Source organism: Streptomyces sp. NPDC091377, from assembly GCF_044757045.1.
In the GTDB taxonomy this organism is placed as follows: domain Bacteria; phylum Actinomycetota; class Actinomycetes; order Streptomycetales; family Streptomycetaceae; genus Streptomyces.
Genome location: NZ_JBIVUE010000011.1, coordinates 198,673 through 211,531, shown reverse-complemented (window position 1 = coordinate 211,531; position 12,859 = coordinate 198,673). Strand labels below are relative to the sequence as shown.

Annotated in this window: 15 protein-coding genes; all 15 read right to left on the bottom strand. The window is 72.6% G+C overall.

All coding sequences use genetic code 11. The annotated features are described in order from the left end of the window. Positions 1-264: 264 nt before the first annotated feature. Positions 265-1,410: a DNA-processing protein DprA gene (gene dprA / locus ACIQNG_RS24225; RefSeq protein WP_401487697.1), complete on the bottom strand. Its 1,146-nt coding sequence runs from the start codon at positions 1,408-1,410 to the stop codon at positions 265-267. Then, positions 1,407-3,032: a YifB family Mg chelatase-like AAA ATPase gene (locus ACIQNG_RS24220; RefSeq protein ID WP_401487694.1), complete on the bottom strand. Its 1,626-nt coding sequence runs from the start codon at positions 3,030-3,032 to the stop codon at positions 1,407-1,409. The genes dprA and ACIQNG_RS24220 overlap by 4 nt, the downstream gene beginning before the upstream one ends. Before the next feature lies 1 nt (position 3,033). Beyond that, positions 3,034-3,396 carry a YraN family protein gene (locus ACIQNG_RS24215; RefSeq protein WP_401487692.1) on the bottom strand — a complete coding sequence of 121 codons (363 nt, stop codon included), beginning with the start codon at positions 3,394-3,396 and terminating at the stop codon, positions 3,034-3,036. 152 nt (positions 3,397-3,548) lie between these two features. Then, complete coding sequence (locus tag ACIQNG_RS24210) at positions 3,549-3,857, bottom strand: DUF2469 domain-containing protein (protein WP_003965949.1); 309 nt, start codon at positions 3,855-3,857, stop codon at positions 3,549-3,551. 56 nt (positions 3,858-3,913) lie between these two features. Next, the gene (locus tag ACIQNG_RS24205) at positions 3,914-4,462 is read right to left on the bottom strand and encodes an NUDIX hydrolase (RefSeq protein ID WP_401487690.1); all 549 of its coding nucleotides are present in this window, start codon (positions 4,460-4,462) and stop codon (positions 3,914-3,916) included. A 25-nt stretch (positions 4,463-4,487) separates the two neighbouring features. After that, positions 4,488-5,282 (bottom strand): signal peptidase I, encoded by a 795-nt coding sequence (gene lepB / locus ACIQNG_RS24200; protein ID WP_401487688.1) that lies wholly within the window; start codon positions 5,280-5,282, stop codon positions 4,488-4,490. Between the two features lie 184 nt (positions 5,283-5,466). Continuing rightward, complete coding sequence (gene lepB / locus ACIQNG_RS24195) at positions 5,467-6,471, bottom strand: signal peptidase I (protein ID WP_401487686.1); 1,005 nt, start codon at positions 6,469-6,471, stop codon at positions 5,467-5,469. Further along, positions 6,362-7,480 carry a signal peptidase I gene (gene lepB / locus ACIQNG_RS24190; protein WP_401432520.1) on the bottom strand — a complete coding sequence of 373 codons (1,119 nt, stop codon included), beginning with the start codon at positions 7,478-7,480 and terminating at the stop codon, positions 6,362-6,364. Before lepB (ACIQNG_RS24190) ends, lepB (ACIQNG_RS24195) begins: the two co-directional genes overlap by 110 nt. After that, positions 7,473-8,255 (bottom strand): signal peptidase I, encoded by a 783-nt coding sequence (gene lepB, locus ACIQNG_RS24185; protein ID WP_401432517.1) that lies wholly within the window; start codon positions 8,253-8,255, stop codon positions 7,473-7,475. The genes lepB (ACIQNG_RS24190) and lepB (ACIQNG_RS24185) overlap by 8 nt, the downstream gene beginning before the upstream one ends. Before the next feature lie 45 nt (positions 8,256-8,300). Further along, on the bottom strand, positions 8,301-8,651 hold the full coding sequence (gene rplS / locus ACIQNG_RS24180; protein WP_030852073.1) for a 50S ribosomal protein L19: 351 nt from the start codon (positions 8,649-8,651) through the stop codon (positions 8,301-8,303). A gap of 135 nt (positions 8,652-8,786) precedes the next feature. After that, complete coding sequence (trmD, locus tag ACIQNG_RS24175; RefSeq protein WP_401487682.1) at positions 8,787-9,620, bottom strand: tRNA (guanosine(37)-N1)-methyltransferase TrmD; 834 nt, start codon at positions 9,618-9,620, stop codon at positions 8,787-8,789. Further along, positions 9,620-10,162, bottom strand: coding sequence for a ribosome maturation factor RimM (gene rimM, locus ACIQNG_RS24170; RefSeq protein WP_401432511.1), 543 nt, complete (start codon positions 10,160-10,162; stop codon positions 9,620-9,622). The genes trmD and rimM overlap by 1 nt, the downstream gene beginning before the upstream one ends. Positions 10,163-10,289: 127 nt before the next feature. Beyond that, positions 10,290-10,529: an RNA-binding protein gene (locus ACIQNG_RS24165; protein ID WP_003973401.1), complete on the bottom strand. Its 240-nt coding sequence runs from the start codon at positions 10,527-10,529 to the stop codon at positions 10,290-10,292. Between the two features lie 5 nt (positions 10,530-10,534). Then, positions 10,535-10,954, bottom strand: a complete 420-nt coding sequence (gene rpsP, locus ACIQNG_RS24160) for a 30S ribosomal protein S16 (RefSeq protein WP_401432508.1) — start codon at positions 10,952-10,954, stop codon at positions 10,535-10,537. Positions 10,955-11,287: 333 nt separating this feature from the next. After that, the gene (locus tag ACIQNG_RS24155; RefSeq protein ID WP_401487680.1) at positions 11,288-11,887 is read right to left on the bottom strand and encodes a hypothetical protein; all 600 of its coding nucleotides are present in this window, start codon (positions 11,885-11,887) and stop codon (positions 11,288-11,290) included. Positions 11,888-12,859 lie beyond the last annotated feature (972 nt).

Here is a 12,859-nt window from a genome sequence, read left to right as displayed (position 1 = left end):
CTTGTGCCGTTCTGCCGTGAAATACGTGCGGAGGGCGCCTGTGGAGGCGTCGGTCGGGTGTGGCCGGTCTGCACCGGATCCTCGTGAGCGTAGCGTGACTGAGCCGTCGCGGTGTGCGAAGAACGGGTGACGGGCGGTCCGCGGACCCGTTCCGTCCGGCGGCCCACCGGGGCCCGGCGCCGCCGCCGCGTGACCACGTCACCCGGTCAACTCCGCCCGCCCCCAAGGAAGTCCGGCGTCCCCCGGACGGCCGAACGCCCTCGGTCAGCGGTCACCCGGACCCCTGCCGACCGACACCATCGCCTGGCGTGTCAACTTCCAGCCATCGCCGTGTCGTTCGACGTAACCGAGTGCTCTGAGTTCGTACAGTCTCGCGATCGTGTCGTCCGGTGTGGTCTGGGCTCCCCGGGCGATTTCGGCCACCGCGGTGGCCTCGCGGGCGGGCAGCGCCGCGAGGATCCGGCGGGCGCCGGGTGCCAGCAGATCGCGGGGCAGGACCGGCCCGCGCCGCTCGGGTGCCAGTTCGCCCATGGCGCCGACGAGTTCGACCACCTCGGCGGCGTCGGTGACCACGACCGCGTCCTCGCGCAGCAACTCGTGCACCCCCGCGGACAGGGCGCTCGTCACCGGTCCCGGAACCCCCATGGTCGGCCGGCCCAGCCGCCGGGCGGCCCGGGCGGTCACCAGAGAGCCGCTGCGGTAGGCCGCCTCCACGACCACGGTGCCCCTGGTCAGCGCGGCGATGACCCGGTTGCGCAGGACGAATCTGCTCGGCGTCGGATGATCGCCCGGCGGCAACTCCCCGACGACCAGTCCCTGTTCGGCGATCCTGGAGATCAACTCGGTGTGTCCGCGGGGGTAGGGCCGGTCGACCCCGCAGGCCAGCACGGCGACGGTGGCCCCGCCCGCGCTCAGCGCGCCCCGGTGTGCGGCGCCGTCGACCCCGTAGGCGCCGCCGGAGACGACCACCCACCCCCGCTCGGCGAGACCGGCGGCGAGGCCGACGGCCACCTGGGCGCCGTACTCGGTGCAGGCCCGCGCCCCCACCACCGCGACCGACTTCAGTGCCCATATCCGCAGGCTGGAGCGTCCGCGCACCCACAGTCCCAGCGGACGCGCGTCCCCGAGGTCCTCCAGTTGCCTCGGCCACTCGCCGTCGCCCGGGGCGACGAACCGCACCCCGGCCGCCCGCGCCGCCGCCAGGTCGTGCCCCGGCTCGGCGTTGCCGGCCCGGGCCCGCAGCCCGGCCCACCGCTTCCCGCTCACCCCCGGCAGGACGGCCCCGCCGCCCCGGAGCCGCCGGGCCACCTCTCCCACCCCCAACTCCCGCACCCATCGCCCACCGGTCTCGTCCCCGGGCTCCAGGACCCGGGTGAGGAAGACCCGGTCGTGGAGGGCGTCGCCGCTCATGTCAGGGCGCCGATCGCCATCGGCACACCACGCGGGACCCCGGTCCGCAGTTGCAGGGCGAGGGCGACGTCGGTGGCCGTGGGCCGGTCGTGACCGACCAGGTCGGCGACGGTCCAGGCGACCCTCAGCACCCGGTCGAGACCGCGCGCGGTCAGGGCGCCCCGCTCCAGATTGCGCTCGGCCTCGTCCATGGCCCCGCTCACCGGGTGCCACCGGGTGCGCAGCTCACGCCCCGGCACCTCGCTGTTGGTGCGCCACGGGGTGCCCGTCAGCCGGACCGCCGCCCGCTGGCGCGCCGCCCGCACCCGGTCCGCGACGCGCCGCGTGGACTCGCCCCGCGCGCCCCGGTCGACCAGTTCGGCACGGGTCACCCGGTCGACCACGACGCGCAGGTCGACCCGGTCGAGCAGCGGCCCCGAGAGCCTGGCCTGGTAGCGGCGGATCACGGACGGCGGGCATTCGCACAGGTCACCGGTGAGCGAGAACCTCCCGCACGGACAGGGATTGGCGGCCAGCACCATCAGGAACCGGGCCGGGAAGCGCACCACACCGGCGCTCCGCGCGATCACCACATGCCCCGCCTCCAAGGGCTGCCGCAGCGCGTCGAGCGCCTTCCCGCTGAACTCCGGCGCCTCGTCCAGGAACAGCACGCCCCGGTGGGACAGGGACACCGCGCCGGGCCGGGCGACGCCCTGACCGCCGCCGACCAGCGCCTGCATGGTCGCCGAGTGGTGCGGGGCGCAGTAGGGGGCGACGTCGATGAGCGGCTTTCCCGGCGGCAGCAGTCCCGCGACCGAGTGCACCGCCGTGACCTCCAGCGACTCCTGCCGCCCGAGCCCGGGCAGGATCGCGGGCAGCCGCTCCGCGAGCATCGTCTTGCCCGCGCCCGGCGGGCCCTCCAGGAAGAGGTGGTGGCCACCGGCGGCGGAGACCTCCACCGCCGTGCGGGCCGAGATCTGGCCGACGACGTCGGCCAGGTCGTGCTCGGCGTCCTGCTGCGCGGCGCCGACGCCGTGCATACCGGTCGCCGCGCCCGTGCCGGGCACCCTCAGTCCGGCGAGCAGCGGGTCGGGGCGCCCCGATTCGTCCGGTTCCTCCTCGGGCACCGGCTCGTCGGCGAGCACGGCGATCAACTGACGCAGACTGCGCACGCCCAGTACGGACACCCCGGGCACCAGCGACGCCTCGGCGGCGGCGCACTCGGGGACCACGACCTGTTCGTAGCCGGCGTCCGCCGCGGCCAGCACCGCGGGCAGGATGCCCCGCACCGGCCGCACCCGTCCGTCGAGCCCCAGCTCGCCGATCATCACGAGGTCGGCCAGCACCCGGGGGTCGATCCGCTCCGCCGCGCCCAGGACCGCGCAGGCCACGGCCAGGTCGAAGCCCGATCCGCCCTTGGGCACCGAGGCGGGGCTGAGTCCGACGGTGAGCTTCTTCTGCGGCCACTCGCCGCCGGAGTTGACCACCGCCGCCCGCACCCGGTCGCGGCTCTCCGTCAGGCTCTTGTCGGGCAGTCCCACCAGGGTGAAGGCCGCGACCCCCGGTTCCAGGTCCGCCTGGACCTCGACGACCACGCCCTCCACCCCGACGAGGGCGACGGAGCATGTGCGCGCGAACCCCATCTCAGGCCACCCCCCGCGCGTGCTCGACCACGGGGGCGCCCCGCTGCGGCAGCAGCACCCCGACCAGGTCGATGCGGACCCCGCCGGGCGGCGCGCCCCCGTGCTCCTGGGTCCATCGCTCGGCGAGCCCGCGCAGCCGTTCCGCCTTGGCCGGCGTGACCGCCGCCATCGGATGCTCGAAGGCTCCCGCCCTGCGGGTCTTGACCTCGCAGACCACCAGGACGTCCCCGTCCCGGGCCACGATGTCGATCTCACCGGCCCTGCCACCGCGCCAGTTGCGCTCCAGGACCGTCATACCGGCCTCGGCCAGCCGTCGGGCGGCCAATTCCTCGCCGTACCTGCCGAGTGCGTCTCGTGCGTTCATGTCGGCACCTCCTGGCGCCCACGTTCACGCATCCCCGGAACGGAAGTGGATCTTGGTGAGTTACCGGCCGGTTGTGGATATCTCCGCCACCCACACGAGTGAAACGCCCCGTGCGCCCCTCACCGGGCGGACGCCACCGGCGACGGACGGCCTCACCCGCCCGGCAGCTCCAGATCACTCTTGTTCAGCTCCTCGATGTTCACGTCCTTGAACGTCAACACCCGGACCTGCTTCACGAACCGAGCCGGCCGATACATGTCCCACACCCAGGCATCCGCCATCGACACCTCGAAGAACACCTCACCCTGGACCGAGTGCACCTGCATCTCGTAGTCATTGGTCAGATAGAAGCGCCGCTCGGTCTCGATCACATATTTGAACAGACCGACGACATCGCGGTACTCCCGGTAGAGCTTCAGCTCCATCTCGGTCTCGTACTTTTCGAGGTCCTCGGCGCTCATGGCATGTTCCCCTTCAGCCGTGCGATCCCACCATTGTGCGCCCGTCCCGCGAGCCTCTAGACGATTTCCGTGTCAAGGATCTCGGGCCGGGGCGGGGGACCTTCGCCGAGCAGTCTGCGCAGCAGCCCGGCGAGTCTGGTCGGATACACCGTCTCATGCGCCCGGGCCAGTTCCTCACACGTCCACCAGCGCGCTCCAGCGACGGTGCGCCGCTCCAGCTCGGTCAGGGCCAGAGCCCGTGTGACGGTCTGGGCCGTCCGTGCCAGGTAGTACCACTCGTCCTGGTCCCAGCGCCGCCCCGCGAACGGGAAGGAGCATCTGCGCCGCCACAGCACCGGCCCCAGCTCGACCTCGGTGATCCCGGTCTCCTCCGCCAGCTCACGCAGCGCGGCCTGCTCCAGACTCTCCTCACCCTCGACGCCGCCGCCCGGTGTGAACCACCAGTCGTCGGTGGGATCGTCCGGCTGGTGCCCGTGCAGCAGCAGGATCCGGTCCCGCGGATCGAGCAGTACGACCCGGGCGACCTTCCGCAGCCCACCCCGGAACGCGTCCTCGGCACCCTCGACCGGGACTCCCTCGGCCCCGGTCACCGCGCCCCCGGTCACAGCGCCCCCTCCCGCACCACCGTGTTCAGCCGACACGCCCGGCCTCCCGCCGCGCCCCGACCCGCTTCGCGACCGGCCCGTACGCCGCGCCGCCCAGCACCAGCACGGCCCCCGCCACCACCAGCACGGTGATCGTCCGCAGCGGCCCCGGCGCGGAGAGCGCGCCCATGTCCTCGAAGCCGCTCGGCCGCTCCAGCATCCCGTCCATGGGCCATACGACGGCGTCCACGCGCGCGGTGACCGCGCCACGGGCCACCGTGCCGCTCGCGGCGTCCGTGAGGTGGGCCGTGGAGTCCAGCGAGCCGTGCCGTTCGTCGCCGAGCAGGAAGATCCGTCCCTCGGGCACGGTCACGGTCGGGAAGTCGTCCGCCCCGGCGGGCTCGTCCGCGGGCAGATACGGTTCTTCGATCGGCCGGCCGTTGACGGTCAGCCTGCCGTCCGTGCAGCAGGCGACCGTGTCCCCGCCGACCGCCACGACCCGCTTCAGCACCGGCGCGTCGGCCCAGCCGGCGTCCTTGAACACGACGACATCGCCACGGCGTACGTCGGCGCCGTCCACCCGCTCGGCGAGCACCCGGTCCCCGACCCCGATCGTGGGGGACATGGAGCTGGTGGGCACGGTGTACGGGCGGTAGACCACCGCTCCCCAGGCGAACGCGCCCAGGAACATCACCAGGCCCAGCCCCACCGCGAGCCCGGACAGCACCTGCCCGGTCCGCCCGCCCGCGGGACCACGGCCCGTCGCCCCGCGCGCGGGACCGTCACCGGGGTCGGTCCCCCCGCCGTCCGGGGCCGTACGTGTCACGCTCTCGCCGCCCAAAGATCCGCCCCCGCCGCTCGATGACCCGGGCCCACCGCCCATGGACCCGCACCCTACCGGGCGGTTCCGGACCCGGTCAGCCCTCGGCCGGTCACCCGGTCGGCCCGGTCCGCGGCACGCCGACGGGGCCCTCGTACGTGCGCGAGGGCCCCGTCGGTACGGCGGTGCGGGTGGGCGGGTGCGGTCAGCGGGTCTCGGCCGGGGCGATCCGGCGGCGGCGCCACAGGACGACCGGGATCACACCGGCGACGGCCAGCGCGTTCGGCGCGAGCACCGGACCGGCCGCAGCGGCGGACTGGTCCCCGAGGCCGGGCTGGTCGAAGGTGTCCGGAACGGGCAGGGTGCCCCAGCGGTTGATCGGCCACGCCTTGACGATGGCCCGGCCGACGACCTCGTCCACCGGGACCATGCCGCGGTGCTTGTCGGCGGTGTTGTAGCGGGAGTCACGGGAGTTCTGGCGGTGGTCGCCCATGACCCAGATGAACCCCTCGGGCACCTTCACCGAGAACTGGCCGCCCTGGTCGTCCACGCTGCACGGGGTGTTGCCGGGATAGACGTACGGCTCGTTCAGCGCCTTGCCGTTGACCGTCACCGGGCCGGTGCCCTTGCACACGACGGTGTCGCCGCCGACGCCGATCACCCGCTTGATCAGGTCCTTCTCCTCGGAGGACGGCATCAGGCCGATCCAGCTGAGGAAGGTCTGGAGGGCGTTGGGCTCGGGGGTCGGCTCACCGGCCAGCCAGTTGTCCGGGTCGTGGAAGACGACGACCTCGCCGCGCTCGGGCTCGGAGCCGAACCACGGGGTGAGCTTGTCGACCAGCACCCGGTCACCCTGCTGGAGGGTGTTCTGCATCGAGTCGGAGGGGATCGAGAACGCCTGCACCAGGAACGTCTTGATCAGCAGCGCCAGCACCAGCGCGATACCGATCAGGATCGGCAGTTCCTTCCAGAAGGAACGGGGCTTCTTCGGCCGGGGCGGCGCATCACCCGTCTCCCGGTCACCGGGATCGGTGGGGCCAGTGGGGCCGAAGGGGCCCGAGGGGCCGGCGGGGTCGGGCGACCCAGGCGCCGTACCGTTCTCATTCCCGGAGGTCACGGCGCCGTCGGCCGGGGTGGACGCGTCCACGGGACGCCCGTGGTGATCCTCGCCGTCGTGTCCGGACCGTGCGCCAACCGCAACATCCCCCACGCCAACTCCTTACCTTGTGCCGCCGCCCGCCCCATGCCCGGCGCAGGCCCACCACTCCCATAACGAGCGGGAGTTCCGCCGGGGTCGGGAGCTGGATTGCGTTCATCTCGATCGGATTGCGATCCACTGCGTTCGGATCGTAGGGGGCAACCCTATGCGACACCCGTGGCCCCGCGGTCGCCCCGGGTGCCGAGTCGGTCACGGATGCGTAGGTTCCGGGTTCGTCCAGGGTGGACCAGTGGTTGAACGGCCAGGCGATGACCACGGCCCGGCCCACCACCTTGTCCTCGGCGACCGTGCCGCCGTATTCGCTGTCCTGGTGGGCGCGTGAGTCGGCGGAGTCGGAGCGGTGGTCGCCCATCACCCACAGCCGGCCCTCGGGGACGGTGATGTCGAACTTGGTTTCGGAGGGTGCGTTCCCGGGATAGAGGTAGTCGCTCTCGGCGAGGGGTACGCCGTTGACGGTCACCCGGCCCTGTGCGTCGCAGCACTGGACGCGGTCGCCGCCGACGCCGACGACCCGTTTGATGAGGTCCTTCTCGTCCTCCGAGGGCAGCAGCCCGATGAAGGTGAGAGCCCCCTTGACCTGTTTGACGACCACGGGGTCGTCCTTCGCCTGGGTGGGCTGCTCCTCGGCGAGCCAGCCGCCGGGGTCCTTGAAGACGACGACGTCCCCGCGCTGCGGCTCGGAGCCGAACCAGGGGGTGAGCTTGTCGACCAGGACGCGGTCGCCGACCTGGATCGTCTGCTCCATGGAGCCCGACGGGATCACGAACGCCTGCACGAGGAAGGTCTTCAGGACCAGCGCGATGAGTACGGCCACGCCCGCGAGCAGCGGTATCTCCTTGACCGCCGAGCGGCGTCGGCGCCGTTTGACCTTGCGCTGGAGTCTGCGGCGTTCCGCGCGCGTGCGTCCGGTTCCCGGGGTGGAGGTGCGGCGGGTGCCGGTGGGGAGCAGGTTCTCGGCGGGGTCGCCGGAGACACCGCGCGGTCTTCCTCGGTTACCCATGGCCGCCGTCCGGTTCGGCCACGCGCGCGTAGGCGTCCGGCCGGGACAGCCGGGTCCAGTGCCCGGCGGGCCAGACGATCCAGTCGGCCCGGCCGATGACGTCGTCCACCGGGACCATGCCGCCGCCGGGCGAGCCGAGGCGGTCACGGGAGTCGCTGGAGGCGCTGCGGTGGTCGCCCAGGACGAAGAGGGTGCCGTCGGGGACGTCGGCGACGAAGGGGACCGAGGAGGCGCTGTCGCCGGGGTACAGGAACCCGGTCTCGTCCACCGGTCCGCCGTTCACCTCGATTCTCCCCTTCCGGTCACAGCAGACCACCCGGTCTCCCCCCACCCCCACGACGCGCTTGATGTAGTCGGCGTTCCCGAAGGAGCCGGTGCCGTCGAACACGACGATGTCCCCGCGCTCGGGATCGGCACCAAAACGGTACGCCAACTTATTTACGAGAACGCGGTCCCCGATCCTCAATCCCTTTTCCATGGATCCACTGGGGATTTCGAACGGCCGTGCCACAAAGGTGTTCATGAGCAGCAGGAACACCAGGCAGATCAGCAGGGTGAGGCTGATCCGGCCGCCGGGGAGCCAGCCGGAGAGACCCCGGGCGGGCGACCGGGCGTCGTCGTCGGTGGCGACGGCCTCGCTGCCGGTCTCGCGGGCCGCACGCGGCGGGAACGCGGAACGCGACCGGTCCTCCGGCCCCTCGGGTCCCCGGCTGTCGCCGGTTCCGGAGGGACGGGAGGAGCGGTCGCGCTCCGTGGGCTGAGCTTCGGTGTCCATCGGGGCCAGATGCTATCCGGCCCCGCCATGAACCCTCGCGCGCGCTCAGTTCTCGCGCTTCTCCTTGATCTTCGCGGCCTTGCCGCGCAGCTCACGGAGGTAGTACAGCTTGGCGCGGCGGACGTCACCCTTGGTGACCAGCTCGATCTTCTCGACGATCGGGGTGTGCACCGGGAAGGTGCGCTCGACGCCGACGGAGAAGGAGACCTTGCGGACCGTGAAGGTCTCGCGCACGCCCGAGCCCTGGCGGCGGATGACGACGCCCTTGAACTGCTGCACACGGGAGCGGTTGCCCTCGATGACGCGGACGTGCACGTTGACCGTGTCGCCCGGACGGAAGGCGGGGACGTCGCTGCGCAGCGACGCGGAGTCGACGGTGTCGAGCAGGTGAGACATGTCGTCTGCTTTCTTCGCTGATGCCACAGGTCATCAACGGCATCTAGAGGTTCTTGAGGAGTGCTGTGCTCGTCGGGGCGGACGTCGTGTCCCCCTGTGGCAGGGGCGCACACCGGACGGACGCACAACAGCGGCCTATTCTTCCACGCCGTCGGTCCTGCGCCAAAATCGGCCGTACGGCTCCCCCGCCGGGTCCGGCTCCCAGCCGAGGATCGACAGCATCTCGCGGTCCTTCTTGTCGAAGCCCGCGGGGTCGGCGTGGGCGATCAGGTCGGGGCGGTGGGCCGTGGTGCGGCGCAGCGCCTCGTCCCGCCGCCAGCGGGCGATCTTGCCGTGGTGGCCGCTGAGCAGCACGTCCGGGATGGCCCGGCCGCGCCACTCGGGCGGCTTGGTGTAGACGGGCCCTTCCAGCAGGTTCGCCATGGCGCCGGGCGCGAACGAGTCGTCCTGGTGGGACTCCGCGTTGCCGAGGACGCCGGGCAGCAGCCGGGCGACGGCCTCGGTGACGACCAGTACGGCGGCCTCCCCGCCGGCGAGGACGTAGTCGCCGATGGACACCTCGTAGACCGGGACGCGGGTGGCGTACTCGTCCATGACCCGGCGGTCGATGCCCTCGTAGCGGGCGGGCGTGAAGATCAGCCAGGGGCGCTCGGCCAGTTCGACGGCGAGGCGCTGGGTGAAGGGGCGTCCGCTGGGGGTGGGCACGACGAGCGCGGGGGCGTGGGCGCCGGCCTCGTAGCCGTCGGCGAGGACGGAGTCGAGGGCGTCGCCCCAGGGCTCGGTCTTCATCACCATGCCGGGGCCGCCGCCGTACGGCGTGTCGTCCACCGTGTGGTGACGGTCGTAGGTCCAGGTCCGCAGGGGGTGGACATGGACGTCGAGCCGTCCGCGCGCGCGGGCCTTGCCGACCAGCGAGACATTCAGCGGATCGAGGTACTCGGGGAAGATCGTGACGACGTCGAGGCGCATCAGGCGTCGTCCCGCGAGGACGCGGTCTCGGCGCGGTCGTCGATCAGGCCGGGCGGCGGGTCGATCAGGGCCCGCTGCTCCTCCAGGTCGATCTCGGTGACGATCTCCTCCACGAACGGGATCATCACCTCGCTGCCGTCGGGGCGCTCCACGATGAACAGGTCCTGCGAGGGAAGGTGCGAGATCTCGGTGATCCGGCCGACCGCCTCGCCGTCCACGGTGACGACGTCGAGGTCGATGAGCTGGTGGTCGTAGTACTCGTCCTCGCCCTCGGGCATCTCCTCCGGGTCGATCTCGGCGATCAGCAGGAGGTTGCGCAGCGCCTCGGCGCCGTTGCGGTCCCGTACGCCCTCGAAGCGCAGCAGCAGCCGGCCGCTGTGCACCCGTCCGGACTCGATGGTCAGCGGACCGGCCTCGGCCGGGTCGGTGGCCAGAACGGCGCCGGGGGCCAGCCGGAGCTCCGGTTCGTCGGTACGTACCTCCACGCCGACCTCGCCCTTGATGCCATGGGCGCGGCCGATCCGGGCCACTACGAGCTGCACTTTCCTGGTTCTCCTTCACGGGTACGGTTCCCGTACGACGACGGGCCGGGGACGGCCCTGGGGCCGTCCCCGGCCCGAGCCGGAGCTGTGTTCTCAGCGTCAGCGATGTGACGTCAGCCGAGTGAAGTCAGCGGACGTGATCCACGTCGACCAGGTCGACCCGGACACCGCGTCCGCCGATGGCGCCCACGACGGTGCGCAGAGCGCGCGCGGTGCGGCCGTTGCGGCCGATCACCTTGCCGAGGTCGTCGGGGTGCACCCGGACCTCCAGCACGCGTCCGCGGCGCAGGTTGCGCGAGGCGACCTGCACATCGTCGGGGTTGTCGACGATGCCCTTCACGAGGTGCTCAAGCGCCTCTTCGAGCATGCTGCTCAGGCCCCGGCCGACTCGGACTCGGCCGCGGCCTCGTCCTTCTTCTCCGCCTTCTTCTTCTGGGTGATCGCCTCACCCTTGCCCTCGTCGTCGCCGCCGAGAGCCTCGAACGACGGACGCGTGGCCTTGGCCTCGGCGACGAGCAGCGGCGCCGGGGCGGGCTCGCCCTTGAACTTCTGCCAGTCGCCGGTCTTCTTCAGGATGGCGAGCACGGGCTCGGTCGGCTGGGCGCCGACACGGAGCCAGTACGCCACGCGGTCGGCGTCGACCTCGATGACCGAGGGGTGGTACGTCGGGTGGTACTTGCCGATCTCCTCGATGGCCCGGCCGTCACGGCGGGTACGGGAGTCGGCGACGACGATGCGGTAGTGAGGCGAACGGATCTTGCCCAGACGCTTCAGCTTGATCTTGACTGCCACGGGAGTGGGTTCTCCTGGAATTGACGTGGTTGGGCACGGCGAGATGAGCCGCGTGGGGTTGCGGTACCCGAGTGCCCGATGGACGCGTCAGCCGGAGGAGAGAGGGGTCCTGTGCGACTGTCGAGTACAGCTAGTCATTGTGCCACACCTGGCGGGACGCTCCGGGCCGAGGGCTCACGAGGGCACGACTGAGGGGCGCCGGACCCTACGGCGGGCCCGGCGCCGGTGGCGGCACCACCGGGGCACGGTGAACCGAGCGCACGGCCCCGTCACCGCCCGCGTGCGCGGGCGGCCCGGTGGCCGTCCCCGGCATCCACGAGATGCCGGGGGTGCTCAGCCCGCCGCGCCCGCGCCCACCACTTCGGGGATCCGGAACGGCTTCCCGCAGCCGCCGCAGACGATCGGGGCCTGCGCCAGGACGGACGGCACGACCCGGACATTGCGCCCGCAGTCGCACACCGCCTTGACGCGGACTCCGCCGCCGGAGGACCCGTGGCGGGCCGCCGGACCGCGGAAGGCGCGGGTGGCGTCGGAGGCGGTCGCGGCGGTGTGCGCCTTCAGGGCGCGCTGGAGCCGCTCGATGGTCGTGCGGTAGCGACGCTTCGCCTCGGGGTTGAGCGTGACCAGGGAGAAGCCGCTGCTCGGGTGCGGCTCCTCGGGGTGGTCGAGGCCCAGCTCCTCGGCGATCGCCAGGAATCTGCGGTTGTGGTAGCGGCCTGCGCGGGAGGTGTCTCGGACGCCGCGCGCGGCGGCGATGCCGTGGACTGCCTCATGGAGCAGTCGCTCGAAGGAGAGCTCATGCCCGCAGGCGGACGAGGACTCTCCGATCAGGGACTCGGGCGCGGCAAGATCGGGCAGCTCGGGGTGGTACCGCTGAATGTCGGCCCACGCCTGCGCCAGCTCTGCGGCGAGAACAGGTGGTGTCGTGCTCACGTAATGACAACGAGCCGGGGTTGCGCTGTGTTCCTATTCCGGGCATCCCAAATAATTTGCACGTACCCGTCAGTTGCCACTGATGCGTGCCGAGGAGGGGCGGGTGCGCTGATCTGCGGAGAAGCCTCACAGCTCATACCAAGGTGGTGCGTAGTCCCTGCTACGACCCGGGGCGCGGGCGGGGTCCGGGCGCCCGGGGAGGGCGGCGGGCGGGAGCGCAAGGGGCCTTTCGGCCGCCTGTCCGACCGGCGCGGCCGGGTCCGGCGGCGCGTGTGACGCCCCAGACGTTACCGCGCTCCCCATCCCCCTACGAAACCGCCCGTTCACACGGGCGGTTCCTGTCGCGGCACCCTCCACGCGGTGACTCGTGCCGCCTTCGACCTTGGCCGGAACGCCGCGTCGCTCCGCGCACCGCGCACGCCGGGCGACATCCGCGCGAGGGCCCCACGAGCGCCCCGCCCCGCCCGCACCCGGGCCCACCGGGAGGACCCGATTCCGGCCACTCCGGGCCCATCCGGAACACCGAGTTCCGGCCAAGCCGGGGGGAGGGAGGGGAGGGGGGCGTGGGGGTGCTCGCCGCTCGGTGTGGGTACGGCGGGTCGCCGGGTCGGCCGGGGCGCTGGGCTGCCGGGTCGCCGGGGCGGGCGGGTCGCCGGGTCGGCCGGGTCAGCCGGGCCGCCGGGTCGGCCGGGCAATAGGGCGGGAGGGCGCGCCTTGAGCTGTGGCGGCTGGGGGGGCGGGGCTTGCTCCCGGTGCATGGCAGGGGCTTGGGGCGCGGGGCTCGGGGCGCCGGATCATGGCACGTGCGGGGCTCGGGGCGCCGGATCATGGCACGTGCGGGGCTCGGGGCGCCGGATCATGGCACGTGCGGGGCTCGGGGCGCCGGATCACGGCACGTGCAGGGCTCGGGGCGCCGGATCACGGCACCCGAAGGGCGGGGGCGCCGGGCCAGGCAACGCCGCAGGGCTCCGG

Excerpts from the sequence above, each read along its gene's own strand:
- ACIQNG_RS24210 (WP_003965949.1), bottom strand. The coding sequence starts at position 3,857 with ATGAGCGCCGAGGACCTCGAAAAGTACGAGACCGAGATGGAGCTGAAG.
- dprA (WP_401487697.1), bottom strand. The coding sequence starts at position 1,410 with ATGAGCGGCGACGCCCTCCACGACCGGGTCTTCCTCACCCGGGTCCTG.
- lepB (WP_401432520.1), bottom strand. The coding sequence starts at position 7,480 with ATGGGTAACCGAGGAAGACCGCGCGGTGTCTCCGGCGACCCCGCCGAG.
- ACIQNG_RS24215 (WP_401487692.1), bottom strand. The coding sequence starts at position 3,396 with ATGAACGCACGAGACGCACTCGGCAGGTACGGCGAGGAATTGGCCGCC.
- trmD (WP_401487682.1), bottom strand. The coding sequence starts at position 9,620 with ATGCGCCTCGACGTCGTCACGATCTTCCCCGAGTACCTCGATCCGCTG.
- rplS (WP_030852073.1), bottom strand. The coding sequence starts at position 8,651 with ATGTCTCACCTGCTCGACACCGTCGACTCCGCGTCGCTGCGCAGCGAC.
- ACIQNG_RS24165 (WP_003973401.1), bottom strand. The coding sequence starts at position 10,529 with ATGCTCGAAGAGGCGCTTGAGCACCTCGTGAAGGGCATCGTCGACAAC.
- lepB (WP_401432517.1), bottom strand. The coding sequence starts at position 8,255 with ATGGACACCGAAGCTCAGCCCACGGAGCGCGACCGCTCCTCCCGTCCC.
- ACIQNG_RS24220 (WP_401487694.1), bottom strand. The coding sequence starts at position 3,032 with ATGGGGTTCGCGCGCACATGCTCCGTCGCCCTCGTCGGGGTGGAGGGC.